At 64.7% G+C, this 18,740-nt stretch carries 18 protein-coding genes and 1 tRNA gene; 14 read left to right on the plus strand and 5 right to left on the minus strand.

Annotated features, from left to right (window positions below):
* Position 1: 1 nt before the first annotated feature.
* The 5 genes from XM1_RS20870 (at position 2) to XM1_RS20890 (ending at position 4,700) form a co-directional block, all read left to right on the plus strand.
* Positions 2–1,306: a PP2C family protein-serine/threonine phosphatase gene (locus tag XM1_RS20870; RefSeq protein WP_068436894.1), complete on the plus strand. Its 1,305-nt coding sequence runs from the start codon at positions 2–4 to the stop codon at positions 1,304–1,306.
* Between the two features lie 2 nt (positions 1,307–1,308).
* The gene (locus tag XM1_RS20875; RefSeq protein ID WP_068436895.1) at positions 1,309–2,082 is read left to right on the plus strand and encodes an ATP-binding protein; all 774 of its coding nucleotides are present in this window, start codon (positions 1,309–1,311) and stop codon (positions 2,080–2,082) included.
* 180 nt (positions 2,083–2,262) lie between these two features.
* On the plus strand, positions 2,263–2,568 hold the full coding sequence (locus XM1_RS20880; RefSeq protein ID WP_068436898.1) for an STAS domain-containing protein: 306 nt from the start codon (positions 2,263–2,265) through the stop codon (positions 2,566–2,568).
* 62 nt (positions 2,569–2,630) lie between these two features.
* Positions 2,631–4,340: a methyl-accepting chemotaxis protein gene (locus tag XM1_RS20885; protein WP_068436900.1), complete on the plus strand. Its 1,710-nt coding sequence runs from the start codon at positions 2,631–2,633 to the stop codon at positions 4,338–4,340.
* A gap of 93 nt (positions 4,341–4,433) precedes the next feature.
* Positions 4,434–4,700, plus strand: coding sequence for a hypothetical protein (locus tag XM1_RS20890; RefSeq protein ID WP_068436902.1), 267 nt, complete (start codon positions 4,434–4,436; stop codon positions 4,698–4,700).
* Positions 4,701–5,049: 349 nt separating this feature from the next.
* Here the strand turns inward: XM1_RS20890 and XM1_RS20895 are convergent, their stop codons facing one another.
* A complete protein-coding gene (locus XM1_RS20895) occupies positions 5,050–5,946 on the minus strand; it encodes an LOG family protein (protein WP_068436904.1) in 897 nt (298 codons plus the stop codon).
* Positions 5,947–6,095: 149 nt separating this feature from the next.
* Between XM1_RS20895 and XM1_RS20900 the strand changes: the two genes are divergently transcribed.
* Complete coding sequence (locus XM1_RS20900; RefSeq protein ID WP_068436906.1) at positions 6,096–6,752, plus strand: MBL fold metallo-hydrolase; 657 nt, start codon at positions 6,096–6,098, stop codon at positions 6,750–6,752.
* A 12-nt stretch (positions 6,753–6,764) separates the two neighbouring features.
* On the opposite strand, the gene XM1_RS20905 is transcribed toward XM1_RS20900, so the two are convergent.
* Complete coding sequence (locus XM1_RS20905; protein WP_068436912.1) at positions 6,765–7,604, minus strand: hypothetical protein; 840 nt, start codon at positions 7,602–7,604, stop codon at positions 6,765–6,767.
* Between the two features lie 201 nt (positions 7,605–7,805).
* Here XM1_RS20905 and XM1_RS20910 point away from each other — a divergent pair.
* The 4 genes from XM1_RS20910 (at position 7,806) to XM1_RS20920 (ending at position 9,769) form a co-directional block, all read left to right on the plus strand.
* Positions 7,806–7,897: transfer RNA gene (locus tag XM1_RS20910), tRNA-Ser, on the plus strand.
* A 382-nt stretch (positions 7,898–8,279) separates the two neighbouring features.
* Positions 8,280–8,543, plus strand: coding sequence for an AlpA family transcriptional regulator (locus XM1_RS23645; RefSeq protein ID WP_156428813.1), 264 nt, complete (start codon positions 8,280–8,282; stop codon positions 8,541–8,543).
* Between the two features lie 670 nt (positions 8,544–9,213).
* Entirely contained in the window at positions 9,214–9,429 is a 216-nt protein-coding gene (locus XM1_RS24320) for a type II toxin-antitoxin system PemK/MazF family toxin (protein WP_068436914.1), read from the plus strand.
* Between the two features lie 58 nt (positions 9,430–9,487).
* On the plus strand, positions 9,488–9,769 hold the full coding sequence (locus tag XM1_RS20920; protein WP_068436916.1) for a helix-turn-helix domain-containing protein: 282 nt from the start codon (positions 9,488–9,490) through the stop codon (positions 9,767–9,769).
* Between the two features lie 24 nt (positions 9,770–9,793).
* Here the strand turns inward: XM1_RS20920 and XM1_RS24325 are convergent, their stop codons facing one another.
* The 3 genes from XM1_RS24325 to XM1_RS20930 form a co-directional block, all read right to left on the minus strand.
* Positions 9,794–11,257: a hypothetical protein gene (locus XM1_RS24325; protein ID WP_156428814.1), complete on the minus strand. Its 1,464-nt coding sequence runs from the start codon at positions 11,255–11,257 to the stop codon at positions 9,794–9,796.
* An 18-nt stretch (positions 11,258–11,275) separates the two neighbouring features.
* Entirely contained in the window at positions 11,276–11,593 is a 318-nt protein-coding gene (locus tag XM1_RS24330) for an AAA family ATPase (RefSeq protein WP_156428815.1), read from the minus strand.
* A gap of 88 nt (positions 11,594–11,681) precedes the next feature.
* Positions 11,682–12,797 (minus strand): site-specific integrase, encoded by a 1,116-nt coding sequence (locus tag XM1_RS20930; protein ID WP_068436920.1) that lies wholly within the window; start codon positions 12,795–12,797, stop codon positions 11,682–11,684.
* A gap of 492 nt (positions 12,798–13,289) precedes the next feature.
* Between XM1_RS20930 and XM1_RS20935 the strand changes: the two genes are divergently transcribed.
* From XM1_RS20935 to XM1_RS20950, 4 genes are read left to right on the plus strand one after another with little or no spacing between them, the layout of a single operon-like run.
* Positions 13,290–15,326 carry a TonB-dependent siderophore receptor gene (locus XM1_RS20935; protein ID WP_172821950.1) on the plus strand — a complete coding sequence of 679 codons (2,037 nt, stop codon included), beginning with the start codon at positions 13,290–13,292 and terminating at the stop codon, positions 15,324–15,326.
* An 8-nt stretch (positions 15,327–15,334) separates the two neighbouring features.
* Positions 15,335–16,087 carry a TonB family protein gene (locus XM1_RS20940; protein ID WP_068436923.1) on the plus strand — a complete coding sequence of 251 codons (753 nt, stop codon included), beginning with the start codon at positions 15,335–15,337 and terminating at the stop codon, positions 16,085–16,087.
* A 22-nt stretch (positions 16,088–16,109) separates the two neighbouring features.
* A complete protein-coding gene (locus XM1_RS20945) occupies positions 16,110–17,381 on the plus strand; it encodes an ABC transporter substrate-binding protein (RefSeq protein WP_068436924.1) in 1,272 nt (423 codons plus the stop codon).
* Positions 17,378–18,715, plus strand: a complete 1,338-nt coding sequence (locus XM1_RS20950) for a di-heme oxidoredictase family protein (RefSeq protein WP_068436926.1) — start codon at positions 17,378–17,380, stop codon at positions 18,713–18,715. The genes XM1_RS20945 and XM1_RS20950 overlap by 4 nt, the downstream gene beginning before the upstream one ends.
* Positions 18,716–18,740 lie beyond the last annotated feature (25 nt).

Here is an 18,740-nt window from a genome sequence, read left to right on the forward strand (position 1 = left end):
CATGAACGTGGCGAGCCGGGGAGGGCGACTGATCCGCCTGCCCAGCCGAACCGGCGGCTGGCGAACCGATCCCGAGAGCGGAGAGACGGGGGCCATACCCGGAACCAGCGCCTCTCGGGTGGTGAAGGACGTCCTGCACGTCCTCCTGGTGGAGGACGAGCCCGGCGACGCCCGTCTGGTGGAATATGCGCTCAGGATGTCGAGCACCCCCACCTTCGTGGTCAAGCACGTGACCACCCTGGCGGCCGCCATCGCCCATGTGGGCGGCGACGAGCCGGTGGACGTGGTCCTGCTGGATCTCAGCCTGCCCGATTCCACCGGCATCGCCACGGTCTCGCGCATGCAGGAGGCCACCTCCAGGACGCCCATCGTCATCATGACCGGCCTGGACGACCCGCGTTTCGCCTCCTACGCCCTGGAGGCCGGCGCCCAGGATTACCTGATCAAGAGCGACGACCCCGAACGGACGGTGGGCCGCGCCATCCGCTACGCCATCACCCGCATGGCCGGCCAGTTGGAACGCCAGGCGCTGCTGGAGCGCATCGCCCAGCAGCAGCGCCATCTGGTCGAGGAGGTCAACGCCGCCCGCGCCATGCAATTCGACCTGCTGCCCCGGCCCGAGCGCCTGGACGAGCGGCTGGCGTCGCTCGGCGTCGAGGTGGAATCCTTTTTCGAGCCGTCGTCGGGCATCGGCGGCGACCTCTGGGGCTGCCTGGATTGCGGCGGCCCGCGCATGAGCTTCTACTGTTTCGACTTCACCGGCCACGGCATCGGCGCGGCCTTGAACGTCTTTCGCCTGCACGCCCTGATCTCGGACCATTGGGACCCCCGGCGGCAACCGGCCGAGACCCTCACCGTGCTCAGCGGCGCGTTGAAATCCCTGCTGGGCCGTGGGCAGTTCGCCACCATGTTCCTGTGCACCATCGACACCGAGGCCGGCGAGATCGAATGGGCGTCGGCCGGCGCCCCCGCCCCGGTGATCATGCGGGGCCAGGACTACCGCTTCCTGGACGCCAAGGGCATTCCCCTGGGCCTGTCCAAGACTCCCGATTATCGCGAGCATCGCGAGCCCTTCCCGCCCGGCGCCGCATTGTTCATGTATTCCGACGCCATCACCGATTCGCCGACCGGAGAGGAGCAGCTGTTCGGCGAGGCCGGACTGGGCGAGGCCGTGCATGGGCTGCTTCGCAACCACGGCGAGTTGCGCGTCGAGCACCTTCTGGACGAGGTCTGCCGCCATGTGCGGATGCCTTTCGAGGATGACCTGACCGCCGTGTGCATCCGGCGCCTGGCGAGGGAGGGCTGAGCATGGCCTCGGTGATGACCCCGCCCTCGCCCGGCTGCCACGCTTCCGAACGACGCCCCTGCCTGGTGGTCGCGACCCCGCCGTCCGAGGATCTGGCCGCCCAATGCCGGGCCCTGGGCATCGACCTGCGCCAAGCCGTCCCCAGCCCCGACCTGCCCGCCGCGCCGATCCTGGGCGGAGCGGGAAACACGGAATCCGTCCGCACCGGTCTTGCCGGCCCCTATTGCGGCTTCATGGAGCTTGGCGAGGAAGGCGTGCTGGGCGTCGGCTTGCGCTGTTTCGAGATGGCGCGCGGCGGCGGCATGACGCTGTCGTTGCAGACCGCCACCGTCTATCGCCTGGAAACCCTGGAACTGGTGGCCCAGGCCATCCGCAGCCGCTTCGGCGAGATGATCGGAAATTGCGCCGACCTCATCGAGATCTCCCTGGCCGAGGCCCTCTCCAATGCGGTCATCCACGGCAATCTCGGCATTCCCAACCACCTGAGGACCACCACCGAAGGCTTCGCCGAGTTCCAGAGGATCATGCACGCCCGCATGGCCGACCCGGCCCTGGCCGCCCGGCGCATCGAGATCAACGTCCAGGCCCGAAGCGCCGATTTCCTCTGCGTCGCGGTATCCGACCAGGGCTCGGGCTTCGACTTGACCGAGAAACTGGCCCATACCGCGAAAACCACGGCCAAGAATGGCCGCGGCCTGTCCCTGATCCGCAAGGTCACCCACACCTTGCACGGAGAAGATGGCGGCCGCACCCTGGTCATGACGTTTTGCCGCTAGGAGAGCGCGTCACATAACGACTTTTTTCGCCTGATCCAGACACTCACCTCTTGCATTCGCCCCGGCGCCGGAGGTAAGGCTTTCACCCTAATACTCGACTTAAGCGACAGGCCGGTGACGCGTTGCGGGGAAGGGCGGCGACGGAGCTTAGCCACAAGTCGAGACGAGGAGGACCGTAGCATGCAGTTTCGTGTCAAGGATGATGGATCCGCTGTCCACGTGTCGCTCGAAGGGCAGCTCAACTTCGCCGCCAACGAGGACTTCCAGTCCCTGCTGACCCAGCTGAACGGGATCAAGAACCGCAAGGTGACGTTCGAGATGTCTGGCCTCAGCCATATCGACTCGGTCGGGCTTGGTCTGCTTTACATCGCCCGCGAAGATCTGGCCGAAAGCGGTTCCTCCATCAGTCTGGTCAATCCGCGCGACAACGTGTTCCGCATGCTGGAACTGACCGAAGCTCACAAGACCTTCGAGATCAAGCGCTGATTCCGACCGCCTAAGGGGAGGCGGAGTTTCATCAGGCGGAAGACGCGAGGGGGAAATTTCGCATGTCCGACGGTGTCTGGCAGAATTTGAGACTGCGCCAGCGTTTCATGATCGTGGTCGGCCTGGGCGTCATCGTCATGGCCGCCGTGATCGTGATCTTCATCGCCCGGTTCGAGGAGCGCGCCATGGAGCGCAAGCTCCACGAGCTCAGCGTCAACGAGATGACCTCGCTGCATGCCCTGATCCTCAACGTCATGGCCACCCGCCCCGAGGATGCCGACAACATCGGCATCAAGGTCTTCAACAAGTGGTTCGACTCCCGCAACATTCATTACGCCGGCAAGGTCTGGAGCGTCTGGGGCCCCAAGGTCGCCGCCCACATGAAGGACGTCGAGCCTGAGCGCGCCCCCAAGCTCCCCCAGGACGACATCGACCGCGAGGCCCTGGACACCGGCAAGGCGGTCGGGCGGATGGTGGGCGATTCCTACCGCTACGCCATGCCCATCGTGCTGGGCGTCACCGACGGCGCCAAGGACGAGGTCTGTCATTCCTGCCACGGCGGCATGGGCATGAACGATGGCGAGGTCATCGCCGTGCTGTCGTCGTCCCTGTCCACCGCCGCCGAGAAGGCCGAACTGCACACCATCCTGATCGGCCTGTTCGCCTTCGGCATCATCGCCACCCTGGTGTCGGTGTTCGGCGTCCGCTGGATTCTGACCAGCGTCATCACGCGGCCCATCGGCCGCATGACCACCCTGATGGGGCGTCTGGCCGATGGCGACACCTCGGTGGAGATCGAGGCCATCGAGCGCAAGGACGAGGTGGGCGACATGGCCCGCACCGTCCAGGTGTTCAAGGAACACATGCTGGAGGCCGAACACCTGCGCGCCACCCAGGAGCAGGAGCGCCTCAGGTCCGCCGAGGAACGGGCCCGGACCATGCGCGACATGGCCGACCATTTCGAGGCTACGGTCAAGGCCAAGGTGGCCGAGGTCGAGATCTCCACCACCGGCATCCAGAAGACCGCCCACGCCATGGCCAACCGCTCGGGCCAAAGCGGCTCGCGCTCGCTCGACGTCTCGGAAGCGGCCAACATCACCACCGAGCGCGCCGCCACGGTGTCCGAGGCGACCCGCCAGCTGGCGCTGTCCATCAACGAGATCGCCCAGCAGGTGGGCGAATCGAGCCGCATCGCCCAGCAGGCGGTGGAAAACGTCAACACCACCGCCAGCCAGATGAACGGCCTGTCCGATTCCGTCCAGGCCATCGGCAACGTGGTGCAGCTGATCAACGACATCGCGGCGCAGACCAACCTTCTGGCCTTGAACGCCACCATCGAGGCGGCGCGGGCCGGCGAGGCGGGCAAGGGCTTCGCCGTGGTCGCCAACGAGGTCAAGAACCTCGCCAACCAGACCGCCAAGGCCACCGAGGAGATTTCCAACCAGGTGGCGGCGGTCCAGACCTCCACCCGCGAGATGACGTCTTCCATCGAAGGCGTGGTGGAAACCATCCGCACCATCGACAACATCTCCACCGCCATCGCCGGCGCCGTGCAGCAGCAGGAAGCCACCACGCGCGACATCGCCAGCAACATCGACGAGGTCGCCACCCAGGCGGGCGAAGTGTCGGGCAGCGTCTCGACCCTGTCGCGCTCCTCGGCCCGGTCCTGCGCCGGCGCCGTGCGGGTGATCTGGAGCGCCAAGACCCTGTCCGAGGCGGTCAGCGACCTCAAGACCGAGGCCGAGGACTTCTTGCGCTCGGTTCGGGGATAGGCTCTAGGCGAGTCGATCTATTACTACTTTGCGCGAGACTCCCACCTAGCCCGAAGGTATGATCCCAGCCTTCGGGATGGGAGGGACCGGCTTATGGACGATTGGCGCAAGAGTTTGAAGCGAGCCTTTGGCGACACCATCGGCCCCTCGTCGGTTGGAATCGAGGACGTGCTGGCCGCCACCCGCCAGATTTCCAAGTTCAACCGCCTGTCCCAGTACATCCAGGGCCTCGACACCATGGCCGCCGCCAAGAAGGGCGTCGGACCGGCCGAACTGGATGCGTTGCGCGGCCTGCGCGTTTCGGAAATTTCGCCGAAGCGCCTCAACGAGCTGTGCGAGACGCTGCTCGACGATAAGTAATACTATGATGCACTGATCGGAACCGATCATCGCATCGCCCTCAATCGCCGGGCGCCGCCTGTGGCGGCTTGGCTCCCGCCGCATAAGCGGCGCGGCCCTTTGGGCCTATCCAAACTGCGATGAGTCGCGCTCATCGCAGTTTGGTATAATCCTCGAATCGCACGGAATGCCGGAAGCCGGGCGAAGCCTCCTTCGCGCGTCTTGCTTTCGTCTGTCCTGTCCGGATTTATCGCCGCCTCGACCCACCCGCCAGAGGCGGTGGATCGAGGGGCGGCCCATCCCTCCCCAGGGATCTCGGAACCGCCCTTATCGTAGACCTACGTATGGGTTTGTAAATCGGGTTCCGACCCTATTTAGGCAGCCGATAGAAGTCGGCGATGCAGTTCCACGCCTCCTCGGCGGTCTCCACGAAGGTGAAGATGTCCTTGTCCTCGGGCGCCACCATGCCCTCGTTGATCATGGCGTCGATATTGATCACCCGCTCCCAGTACTCGCGTCCGAACAGCAGGATGGGAATGGGCTCGATCTTGCCGGTCTGGATCAGGGTCGCCGCCTCGAACAGCTCGTCCAGGGTGCCGAAACCGCCAGGGAACACCACCAGCGCCTTGGACCGGGTCAGGAAGTGCATCTTGCGGATGGCGAAGTAGTGGAAGCGGAAGCACAGGTCCGGAGTGATGTAGGAATTGGGCTCCTGTTCCATGGGCAGGACGATGTTCAGCCCGATGGACTTGCCGCCGATGTCGTCGGCGCCGCGATTGGCCGCCTCCATGATGCCCGGGCCGCCGCCGGTCTTGACCACGAAGTCGCAGACATGCTCGCCGACGCAGGTCCCGGTGACGATGCGGGCGAAGCGCCGCGCCTCCTCGTAATAGCGGCTGTTGGCCACCATGCGCCGCGCCACCGCCAGCCGCCGGGCGGCCTCCCTGTCCTTGGGGTGGTTGCGGGCCTCTTCCTCGGCCTGGCCCAGCACCGACTGGGCGCGCTCGGGCGAGGGGATGCGGGCGGAGCCGAACACCGCCACCGTCGATTTGATGCCGTGCTGCTGCTGCAGAAGTTCCGGCTTCAGCAGCTCCAGCTGCAGCCGCACCGGCCGCAGATCCTGGCGCAGCAGGAAGTCGACGTCCTCGAAGGCCAGGCGATAGGCGGGCGACGCGGTCTGCGCCGACGAGGCGCCGGGGCCGTCGGTTTCGGAAACCTCACGCCGGGCTGAGACGAACGGTCCGCGCTTGCGGGGCGGCTTTCGCATGAAACGGCAACTCCTCAACCCATCCTATGACCAAGGTTCAGTGTCCGCCATGCACCGTTACCATGGCGTAAAGGCGAAAGCATTGCTTGGAAAGCGCGCCAGCCTTCGCTATAGGGGAGGGAATCTACCGCGGATGAGAATAGACAGTCATGACCCATCAGCAGTTCGGCGATTTCGGCGACTTTTCCCTGTCGGTCCTGGTGACCAGCCCGCCCTGGTACGAGAACTGCTATCTGGTGGTGCATAAGCCCACCAACACCCTAGCGATCATCGATCCCGGCGGCGACGGCGAGCGCATCTTGGAGGCGGTGGCCGCCACCGGCGCCAAGGCCGAGGTCATCTGGCTGACCCACGGCCATCCCGACCATCTGGGCGCCGCCCATCAGCTGGAGACGGCGCTGGGCATTTCCACCCGCGCCCACGTGGACGAGGCCCAGGTCATCTCCACTTCCAGCGACCTCAACCGCACCTTCACCGGCCAGCCGCAGAAGGGACCGGGCAGCCTGGAGACCTTCGCCGGCGAGCCGACCGAAAGCCTGGGCGGCGCACCGGTCCGCGTCATCCACACCCCCGGCCATACCCCGGGCGGCATCTGCCTGGATTTCGGCGGCTTCGTGCTGACCGGCGACACCCTGTTCCGCAACGGCGTCGGGCGCACCGACCTGCCGGGCGGCAGCGAGCAGCAATTGTGGGCCTCCATCAACCGCCTGCTCGGCCTGCTCGACGACGACGTCATGCTGTTCTCGGGCCATGGCCCGGAATGGGCGGTGCGCGAGGCGCGGCGCTGGTGGCGGATGGTGGGCTAGGAGCCCCCTCCCCTACCCCCAGATCTGAATCGGCACCAGCCGCATGCCGGGCGGCACCACCGCCCGGCGGATGTCCATGTCGTTGGGCGTGACGGGAATGCGCACCGCGCCCGAGCCCAACGGCAATTCCACCACCCGCCCGCCCAGGGCCTCGTCGGTATAGGTCACCAGCCTGGTGGCCGACAGGGTGGCCCGCAGCATGCCAGCCCGGATGGGATCGTCGACCACCAGCACCATCCGCTTTAAGACCCGGCCGGGCGCGGCGTAGGTGAACACCGCCACGCCGCCCTTGGAGGCGTATTCCTCGTCCGCCTGCGACAGGGCGGCCATGCGCCGGGTCTCAGCCTCGAAGGTGAAGGTGGCCAGCGGCAGATCGGCATCGAACAGCCAGTCGCCGTTGGCCAGGGAATAAGCGGTGCGCCGCCCGCCCTTCTCGGTCCAGAACAGGAAATCGTCGCCCAGGCTGGCGGCGTGGGCGACCACGCTTAAGTGGAACAGCGGCGGCTTGCGCAATTCCGACGGCGCCCCCACCAGCCAGGCGGACAGGCTGGCCCGGCCTTCGCCGTCGTCGCCCAGCGTGACGCGCTGGCGCAGCAAGGTGCGGCGCGGCCGGGGCTCGCCGGTGATGGGAACCGAGACGACGCTGTAGGTGGTGTTGACCAGCCTGGAGGTGATGCGCCCGCGCTCGTCGCGCATGGAAAAGGCCGAGCCCCCGGACAGGGTGGCTTCGTTACGGCCGAACGAGCCCGCGGCCATCATGATGAGACCGGTGCCGACCAGGATAGGCAGGGTGAAAAGCGTCACCAGACCGGCAACGATCGCTCCCGCGATGAACGGCCAAGTACTGCGCATTCCTCCTCCCCATTGGAGCGGCCGGCTCCCCGAACACCCGCCACCTTACGACGGCCTCGCCTTTGCCGCAACCCAGGGGCTGTCCCCTCGGCGCCGCCCGTCGCGATTCCTTTGCCGATTAGAGGAAAGGAAGCGTTGACGCCCGCATTCGCTTTGGTTAGAAACGTCGCTCCGGCCAATGCGGTAAGCAACCGCCTCTGCGGAGGGGTGGGTGAGTGGCTGAAACCAACGGTTTGCTAAATCGTCCAGGGACCTAAATCCCTGCGCGGGTTCGAATCCCGCCCCCTCCGCCACCGGCTTTAAATTCAAGCACTTAGCTGCACCAGCGATCACGGGATAACACCCGCGATCACGCATGCACCCATTTTCCCGTGGGACAATAGTGGGACAAAGGGACAGGCCTTGTCCCACGGCGACGTGCGGCGCGCCGCTTTGCGGTAAAAGTATAGAAGTATTAAATCATGATTATGAAATAATGAAATCATGACTTCATATCAACAAGCAAACTACGTAATCCACGTAGCCGCACTAGGCAAAACTTTTCCAGAAAGATCAGCAAACCGTTTAAACGCACTCACCTACATTTTTTCACACTTTCTGCAACTTTTGTTGACTCATGATTTTCAAAGTGCCAGCCTGTGACTAATACACACACCATTCCAGCGGAGAATGTTGATGGCTGGGGATCACGCGCTTGCCGCCATGCCCGACTTGCTGACCATCTCGGACTTGGCCGCCCTGCTGAGGGGAAGCGAGGGCACCATCCGCAATGACCTGAGCCGAAATCCCGCCGCAGTGCCTCCTTCGGTAACCCCTCCGGGGACTCGGTGCAGGCGCTGGAGGCGTGCCGATGTGCTGGCTTGGCTGGAAGGCCTGCCCAACGACCCCAAGCCGGGCGCAATGGCCCCGCGTCGGGGCCGCCCCCGGAAGTCGGCCTAATCCAGATGGCGGCGAGCAGCCGAGGTCCGCCGCAACCCGACGACCATTGAGGCTGAAACGAAACGGGCCGGTGAGTTCGCACCTCACCGGCCCATCACGGAAAACGCTTCGGTCGCCATCCCGCTAGGTTTGACAGCCTCGATTCGTTTCCTTCTGCACTCCCGAATCTAGGCGTCCGGCAAACGGAGAACAAGGGCAAAGCCCTTTCTCCGAACGCCTGAACCTTGCCGGTGGCGATCCTCACCAGGAGGGTCCCGCCATGCCCATTCCCATCCCCGCTTCCCCCGATGACGCCCGGTCAAGGGCCGCGCGGAGCCACGCACAGCCCCAAGGGGGCGAGCATGGCGAGCACGGGGGCCGGTCGGCCCGTACCCTTGACGGGGCGGCAACTCCCAAGCTTCCCGCCCCAGAGGGGCAGGGACGGAACGCCCCTGCCCCTCTGCCATGCGGCGAGCGGGGGAGCGCGAGGGGGAACACCTCGCCCCGCGCCGCCCGGCGGGCGGCGGCACACAACTCTTCTTCCGCATCATCCAAGCCCCGATCCCCCCACCCACTAAGAGGGGGGATCGGGGATACAGGAACAGCCCGCGACTTTCCCGCAATCACCATCCCTGATCCCTCTTTATGGCAGCCAAAGGCAAGCCTGCTCGCCTCCGGCCTCGACACGGTGGTGGAGGCGTTCGACATCGCCATTCCCGAAGCCATGTGCGACCGGCTGACGGTCAGCCCGACACCCGACAACGGCCTGCGCAAGGTGTCCCAGATCATGGTGGACAAGACCATGACGGTGAATCGGGACAAACTGGGAGAGGTGTTCGGGCGGATCGACGATGGAACCATGGTTGCGGTCAACAGGGCGTTGGCGCTGTTTCTGGGATTTGCATGATCCTGGTCACAGCCACAAAGGGGAAGCCCCTTAAGGCCAGCCCCAAGGAGGTGTTGCCGTGAGCAGCCTGAAAGACCTGAAGGAGCGCCTGCTTGCCGACCCGGCGACCAGGGCCGAATACGAGGCCCAGCCCCCCGAATTCGAGATCGCCGAGGAACTGATCCGCGCCCGCCAGCGGGCCGGGCTGTCCCAGGCCGAGGTGGCGCGCCGCATGGGCACCACCCAATCGGTGGTGGCCCGCCTGGAAAGCGGCCGCTCCATGCCCTCCGCCGCCTCCCTGTCCCGCTACGCCGCTGCCACCGGCAGCAGGCTGCATGTGGAACTGGTTCCTGCGGAATAGCCCAGACTCCAGAGAGAGCAATTATCACAGAAGAAGAAAAGTAAGAATTTTTCTGAGAGTAGCATCAATATATGATGCATCAAGTTTTTTGCTTGCCTCTACTCCAAATTTAACCTTGATATTATCTGGAACACCACGCGTCCAATACCAAACAGGAGTTCCTGGGATAGCTTCACGCATCTGCTGAGATGCCGATTGCTTTAGATTTCTATGATATGAGTCATGTATTTCCGCACGAGACTCGTCAACCTGCTTGGCCGTCATCATTGATAAACATAGTTTTGCAGCGTCCTCAGCACCAAACAAAAACTCTGATACAAAGAATACCTGGTCTGGATTGAGACATCTATCCGTCATGAACTGATTGAATTCATCTGATATCGGCAGAGCCCACGCAAATACATTACCAGAAATACATGAAGGGCTATCACCAAGTGCTTTATTACCAGATAAACTACGAAATGCCTGCCTTCCGGCCACGTCATTGTCGAATAAAAACATTAATGGAGCACTAGAAATATACCCGCCAGAAGCCATAATCTTAGAAAGCAGTTCACCAGAACTCTTTGGCGTACCATCGAGAATCCGAATAGAAACATCTGCGCTACTTACCCCGATCCTCGACAGAGAAGCCTCAAACATAGCCTTATCCGTCTTACCCTCAACAAATATTGTTGGGGCAACAAGATCATCAAGCCGAGCCCTGATCGCAGACACTTGTCGCTCACGCTCGGCAACTCTGTCCCTAAGCTCCCCCAGTTTCCTAATAACAAAAGGGAGCTCCAGAAGACTGGCCCCCACCATCAATGTCTCCGCATCATCTAAGCTATCAATTTTACTGACAGCGTTAGCAGGCGAGACGGCACCACCATCAGAAGACTGTTTTGTCACAAAGAATCTACGAACCAGACACTTCTTAACTTGCTCAGCAAGGTAGAAAGCTGGAGAATGACTAGTAATAAATACCTGCGTATCACTTCTAGAAGATATCTCAGAAAAATTCCGCGCCTCTGCTTCAGCAGCTCCAAGATCAAGAGAATTTTCCGGCTCCTCAAAGCCCCATATAAAAAAGTTCTTACTACTTTCATTCTGGTTTATATAGCGGAGTAATTCAGGCAGATGTCGAGCCTTAATACCATCACCCTTCTGGCGTAACAACGAATGCCCCTCATTGCCGTGAGAAAAATCAAGCGACCGAAACAGGACACCCATTTCTGTTGGAGCAGATAAACGCGTCTCAGAACCAAACATAACCCCAAGACGATCCGAGAGAACACTTGTTTGCGATCGAATTGCATCAACAAAACTTCCCGTTGCAGACCGCAATCCACTTGCCTGAGCAGCAGCGTTGTACATTCTCTGTATAAGATCTCCAAATACATTTGTGTCTTTAATAGCCGGAATATATGTAAAATCTATTTGATTTATGAACTTTGTTAATTGCATCTTCTTTCCAGCAGCCCATCCTCGCGGCATAAACTCCGTCATATCTCCATCTATATTCCACTACCGCTTCAACGATACCGTATCGCCAAGAGACCTCCTATAGTTGCTCGGCACATTGAAATCAACTCTTACAGATATAAATTGCTTTCCCTTTACAGCCTTAACCTCCTTTCGGCGAATATCTGAAAAATCGAGTGCAAAATCCAGATCCCTACCAGGCTCCGTTACTCCATTAAAGAAAAGGCTTAATCCCCTTAGAACGTTAGACTTTCCAGAATCATTTCTCCCAAAAAGAAGATTCAGGTCACCCGGGGAGTCAATTACAGCCTTATGCAATGAACGCAGGTAGCTTATTTCAATTTTTTTAATCAACTGCATAGCCGCCCCCCACCACCGTAAACCCAAATTAGATCGACGCAGACGCACCACATCTATTTATAGACAGAAATCAGGCTTGGGCAACCACTCAACCCAGCTTCTTCGCCACCTCAGACACCCGCGCATTCACGTAGGTGAGCAGCACCTGTGCCGTCCGGTGCCCTGACTGTTCGCGCAGTTCGCCCAGGTTCAGCCCCTTCTCCGCCATGCGGCTGAGGCCCTCGTGGCGGAGATCGTGGAAGCGCAGGCCCTTGACCCCGGCGCGGTTGCGGGCGAGGCGCCAGCGGTAGTCCACCTGCACCGCATCCAGGCGGAACAGCTTGTGACCCTCCTGGGCGTTGGCGGGGAGCTTGGCGATCAGCTCGTCCAGGGTCTCGGCGGCGCGGGTGGTCAGCACCACCCGGCGGGGATGGCCGTTCTTGCTGTCAGGGCGCTCGATGTAGCGCCCGCTCCGGGTGTTGCGCACCTGCCCCAGGCGGATATCCAGCAGCTCGGATTGCCGCATGCCGGTATCGAGCGCCAGGATGCACACCGGCACCATCACCTCGCCGTCCGGCCCGTCCTTGAGGGCGGCGAGCAGGCGGGCCTCCTCCCCCTTCGAATGGTCATCCTCGGCATCCTCCAGGCGACGCTTACGGGGCGGGGGCATTTCCGGCAGGGCCACATGCAGGACGGGATTATCCAGCCCCTTGAGGTCCCAGCCGCCCTTGGTGGGGCGGTCGCGGGCCAGCTCGTAGAGGCCCGAGATCAGGAACAGCTCGTTGCGGACGGTGTTGTTGGCCCGCCCCTCAGCCAGGCGCCGCCCCACATGGGCCTGGAAGTCCTCCGGGGTGATGGCGTCGAGGCGCTTCTGGGCGACGGCCTGGCGGCGCCACCAGCGGATGCGGACGCCCTCCTGCACCCATCCCTTCTTATTCACGGTCACCGTCTCGGCGTAGTATTCCAGGGCGCGGGCGAGGCTCCAGCCCCCATGGGGCTTGCTGTCGTCCACCTGGGCCGGGCCTTCCTCGGCCAGCCCCCACTTGTCCCACAGGTGCGGGGGGATCAGGTCCTTGCGCGGCCACTGGCGGGAGTCGATGGCGACCTCCACCGCCTTGCCCCAACGGGCGGCCTCGGTGCGGCTGTGAAAGGTCTGCCCGATGGCGACATCCTTGTATCGCACCTCGCAGGTATAGCGGCCTGCACGCTCCTTGATCCGGGCCATGGATGCCTCATGGGACAATGAAGGGACGAATTATGATAATCCCTGTAAAATCCCTGTAAAGCAGCCATTTTTGGACGGTTTGCTAAATCGTCCAGGGACCTAAATCCCTGCGCGGGTTCGAATCCCGCCCCCTCCGCCACTTCCCCTCGCACAATATTGTTTCCCACAGCCCCGACGGGGTCCCGTTGGGCAAGAAAGATGGCCGCCGATGGGGCGTGCGTCAGGAATTGACGCGGCCAGGCCCGGCTGCGGGCGCACCGCCGGGGATACGGCGGCGGCAGACATGACTTACGCCATATCGATGTCCTGACAGCGTCTTTCGCGCTTGCGGCAATGGCGCCACCGCTATATCAAGAAAACTATCATATTAATTTTGATACAGCGCTGCCTGGGCCTTTCGCCCGACCCGCGTCAGGTTCGCCACCCGTTATGTAAATAAAAAACATAACGGGTGGCGGTAAGGCCGGAGCCGGCAGCCCCATGGAGGATGAAGTGAAGAAGACGTTCGCCGCCCTGGCCGCCTGCACCGCCCTGGTTCCCGTCTCCCTGTCGGCCGCCGAGCCGTCGAAGGTCTTCACCCTGGGCCAAGTCAACGCCTCGGCCCCCGCCCAGGGGACCACCGACATGGGCGGCTCGACCATCACCCAGGACGACATCCAGCAATTCAACCGCGAAAGCCTGGACCGCGCCATCGACCTGGTGCCGGGCGCCAGCGTCAGCCTGGGCGGCGCCCGCAACGAGCGCAATATCTGGATCCGCGGCTTCGACCGCTGGCGCGTGCCGCTCTACTTCGACGGCATCCGCGCCTACATGCCGGCCGACAACCGCATCGATTTCGGGCTGTTCACCACCAACGACATCGCCGAGATCCAGGTGTCGAAGGGCTACACCTCGATGATCGACGGCCCCGGCGCCATGGGCGGCGCCATCAATCTGGTCAGCCGCAAGGTCACCCGGCCGCGCGAGGCCGACCTGCGCCTCGGCGCCAGCTTCAGCGACAACGGCGCCTTCAACGGCTTCGTCGCCGACGCCTTCGGCGGCGCCCGCCTGGAAGACTGGTACGTGCAGGGCTCGGTGACCAAGACCACCCGCCAGCGCTACAGCCTGTCGGACGATTACCAGGCGACGCAGATCGAGACGGGCGGCTTCCGCGACCACTCGTTCAAGGACAACATGAAGGCCAACGTCAAGGTCGGCTACGAGCCCTCGCCCTTCGACGAATACAGCCTGAACGTCGTCACCCAGTTCGGCGCCAAGGACATTCCCTTCAACGAGGTCAGCAATTCGCGCTACTGGATCTGGCCGGCCTGGGACAAGCAGAGCCTGTACTGGATCTCCAAGACCGGGCTGGACGAGAAGGGCTCCTACGTCAAGGTGCGCGCCTATGTGGACCGTTTCTTCAACCAGCTGAACTTCTACGACGACAGCGAGCTGCTGGCCCAGACCACGACCGGCGCCGCGCGCAGCTACTACGAGGACTATGCCTTCGGCGGCACCACCGAGGGCGCCTGGGCCATGTGGAACGGCCGCAACACCTTGAAGGCGGCGCTGCACTACCGCCACGACATCCACGACGAGTGGAACGAGAAGTACAAGATCGGCACCGTCGCCACCAACTATACCGAGCCGCACCAGCGCACCCGCGAGGAAACCTGGTCGCTGGCGGTGGAGAACACCTTCCACCCCATTCCCGAGGTGGATGTCATTCCCGGAATCAGCTACGACTACCGCCACCTGATCAAGGCGGACAAGTTCTCCTACAGCAACAACAACAACGCCAATGGCCGCATGATCGCCTATCCGCGCAACGACGACCATGCGCTTAACCCGCAACTGGCCGTGGCGTGGCGCTACGATCCCAGCGGCTCGGTCCATGCCAGCGCATCGCGCCGCACCCGCTTCCCCACCCTGTTCGAGCGCTTCAGTAACCGCTTCGGCACCTTCACCGGCAACGCCGACCTCAAGGCGGAAAGGTCCAACAACCTGGAAGCCGGCGTCACCCAGACCATCGGCCACACCAAGCTGGGCGCCAACGTGTTCCAGAGCTGGCTCGAGGACGCCATCGTCTCGGTGGCGCTGGGCGGCAACACCACCCAGAACCAGAACATCGGCAAGGCCATCCACAAGGGTTTCGAACTCGAGCTGACCCACGCCTTCTCTCCCGAGTTGGAGGTGGGGGCCAATTACGCCAACCTGCTGCGCACCGTGCCCGACAAGTCGACCCAATTGACCGACACACCCCGCCACAAGGCCTTCGTCTACGCCAACTGGAAGCCGCTGGACGGCCTGAGCGTGGTGCCCAGCGTCGAGATCGGCGGCAATCGCTACCTGACCCGGGCATTGCCGACCACCGCCACGTTCGAGGGTGGCGAATACGTGGTTGCCAATCTCAAGGCGGGCTACCAATTCACCGAGCAGGTCTACGCCGAAGCGGGCGCCAACAACCTGCTGGACAGCAATTACAAGATCTCGGACGGCTATCATGAGGAGGGGCGGAACATCTTCGCCAATCTGCGCGTCAAGTTCTAGGCACGCCCATGGCGACGGCGGCCTGGACCGGCGGCGGATGGGAAAGGCGGGAGGGCTGGCCGGCGCTGCTGTCCCTGGCCCTGCACGGCGGCATCGCCGCCATCGCCCTGGCCTTGGCCCGTCCCCTGCCGCCTTCGGCCGAACCGCCGCCGGTCCTGGCGGTGCAGATCGTCGCCGCCCCCGGCCAGCCGGGCGGCGATGCGGCCGCCCGGCCGACGCCCACTCCGTCGCAGGCGACGAGGCCGGCCCGGACCGAGCCCGCCCCGCCCCGTCCGGCGCGTCCCCGCTCCCCATCGCCCCAGCGGACCCAGAACATCCCGACGCCCTCCTCCGCCGCCGCCTTGGCCGCCGAGATCGATACCGGCGGCAACCATCCGGCGGCGGAGGGCGGCCAGCAAGGCCCGCCGGGCGCCGGAACGGGACAGCCGGGAGCCCCCCATGGCCCGGCCGGTCCCGGCCGGGGCGGCGGCGAGGAGATGGAGGCCTATCTGGACCGATTGCGCCGCGCTATCCAGCAGGCCCTGGTCTATCCCCCCGCCGCCCGGCGCTTGAACCTGGCCGGGGAGGTCAGGGTCCGCTTCCAATTGCTGGCCGACGGGCGCATCGACCTGGGCTCGCTGGCCCAGACCGGCGGCACCGACGACGAGATTCTGCGGCGCGGCGCGCTGGACACCATCCGCCGGCTGGCCGCTGTGCCGCCGCCGCCCCAGGGGGCGATGGCGGTCGAGGTGCCGGTCAGCTTCACCCTGGCCAGACCCTGATTCATCACCCGGAGAGCCCCCCATGAAAGCCATCCTGCGCAATGCCCTCGCCCTTCTCTGTCTGGGGGCCGCCCCCTGGTCACCAGCCGGGGCCGCCGACAGCGTGCGGGTCTTCACCTCCTATCCCCAGGAGATGATGGACCGCTACGAGCAGGCCTTCGCCAAGCGCCACCCGGACATCAAGCTCGACTTCCAGTGGGGCCACGGCAATGACGCCGCCGCCACCCTGCGTCAGCCCGACCAGGGCGGCGTCGACGTGTTGTGGTCGCCGGCGCTCAAGACCTTTCCCGCCCTGTCGCGGGAAGGCGCCTTCCGCCCCATCGGCAAGGCCGGGGCCGGAGTGGCGGACAAGGTGGGCGGCATGGCACTCACCGACGGCAAGGGAACCTATGCCGCCTTCGAGCTGGCCGGCTACGGCTTTGCCGTCCGCCCCGACTACCTGAAGCGGCACGACCTTCCCACGCCCCGCGACTGGGCCGACCTGGCCCGCCCCGCCTTCGCCGGCCACGTCATCATGCCGGTGCCGTCGTCCACCGGCTTCGCGCCCCCCATGATGGAGGTGGTGCTGCAGCACCAGGGCTGGGAAAAGGGCTGGGCGTTGCTGGCCGAGATCGCCGCCAACGCCGAACTGCAGGATTCGGGCGGCGGCGTCGCCATGGTCAACGAACTGGCCGAGGGTGCCAAGGGCATCGGCATGATCATCGACTTCTTCGTCCGTTCGGCCCGGGCCGACGGCAAGCCGGTGACCTTCGTCTATCCCGAGGTCACCGCCTATGTGCCGGCCCATGTGGCGATCACCGCCAAGGCCCCCCACCCCAAGGCGGCCGAGGATTTCGTCCGCTTCGTGCTGTCCGACGAGGGCCAGGCCCTGCTGATGACGCCCGAGGTGATGCGCCTGCCGGTGCGGCCCTCCACCTATGCCAAGGCCCCGGCCGACTTCCCCCGGCCGTTCGAGGGCAAGGCGGCGGCCTTCGCCTTCGACCCGGCCAAGGGGACGGCGCGCCAATACGCCTTCAACGCCCTGTTCGACGCCTTCATCACCAGCCGTCACGCCGAGCTGCGCGAAGTCTTCGCCGCCATCCGCAAGGCCGAGGCGGCGGGCGACGCCGCGCGGGCGGCCGAGGCAAGGCGCCTGCTGACCGCCATGCCGGTGAGCGAGGCCGAGGCCGGCGATCCCAAGGCCAGCGCCACCCTGGAGGATCTGGAGAGTGACGGCGCCAAGGCGCTCAAGGGCCGCTGGACCCAGGCGGCGGCCGCCGCCACGGCCCGGGCCCGGGCGGTTCTGGCCCGATGAGGCGCCTTCTGCTGGCGGCCGGATTGTCCCTGGCCGCCCCCGCCACGGCCGACGAGGCCCTGTCGGGCGGGGCCTTCACCGTGTTCGAGAGCGGTCGGGCGGCCTTTTCGACCATGGCCCCCGCCTTGCCCGAGGCGCTTCACCGCGACTTCGCCCACGGCCGCACGGTGTTCAACCGCCCCTGGCTGGCCGCCCCGTCGCTCGACGAGCGCTTCACCGGGCTGGGGCCGCTGTTCAACCGGCTGTCCTGCGTCGCCTGCCATCCGCGCAATAGCGGCGGCTTCGCCCCCGAGGGGCCGGACGAGCCCATGCGCACCATGCTGGTCCGCCTGTCGGTACCGGGAGCCGACCCGCACGGCGGGCCCAAGCCCCATCCCGCCTATGGCGACCAGCTGAACGAGGAAGGCGTCCCCGGCGTGCCCGGCGAGGGGCGCGCCATGATCCGCTGGCGCGAACGGCGCGAGACGCTGCCGGGCGGCGAAGTGGTCCGCCTGCGCCGCCCGGAGCTGCGCTTCGTGAGACTGGCCTATGGCCCGCTGGGAGCCGACGCCCTCACCTCCCCGCGCATCGCCCCGCCTGTCCACGGGCTGGGGCTGCTGGCCGCAATCCCCGAGACCGACATCCTGGCCATCGCCGCCGAAAACGGCGGCCGCCCCAACCGGGTGTGGGACGCCGGGCACGGCAAGACCGTGCTGGGCCGTTTCGGCTGGAAGGCCAACCAGCCCAGCGTCCACCAGCAACTGGCCGGAGCCATGCTGGGCGACATCGGCATCACCTCGCCACTGTTTTCCGGACAGAACTGCGCCCCGGCCCAGGAGGCGTGCCGCCGGGCCGCCGCCCCGCCGCAGCCGGAGCTGACCGCCGGCCAGCTGCTGGCGCTGGAAACCTATCACCTGGGCCTGGGCGTGCCGGCGCGGCGCGGAATCGACGACCCCAGCGTGCGCCGGGGCGAGGCAATCTTCGCCGCCGCCGGCTGCGCCGCCTGCCACCGCCCTGTCCTGACCACCGGCCCCCATCCCTGGCTGGCGGAGCTGGGCGGACAGACGATCCATCCCTATACCGACCTGCTGCTCCACGACATGGGCGAGGGTCTGGCCGACGGCCGCCCCGACTTCCTGGCCAGCGGGCGGGAATGGCGCACGCCCCCGCTGTGGGGACTGGGGCTTCGCCCGGTGGTGGCCGAACGGGTCGGCCTGCTGCATGACGGCCGGGCGCGCAATGCGCTGGAAGCCATCCTCTGGCACGGCGGCCAGGCCAAAGCGGCCGCCGACGCGGTCCGCCGCCTGACTCCCGACGACCGGCGGGCGCTGCTGCGCTTTCTCGACAGCCTGTGATGCGCTATAAATGACAGCAATATAG

This window comes from Magnetospirillum sp. XM-1, assembly GCF_001511835.1.
In the GTDB taxonomy this organism is placed as follows: Bacteria; Pseudomonadota; Alphaproteobacteria; order Rhodospirillales; family Magnetospirillaceae; genus Phaeospirillum.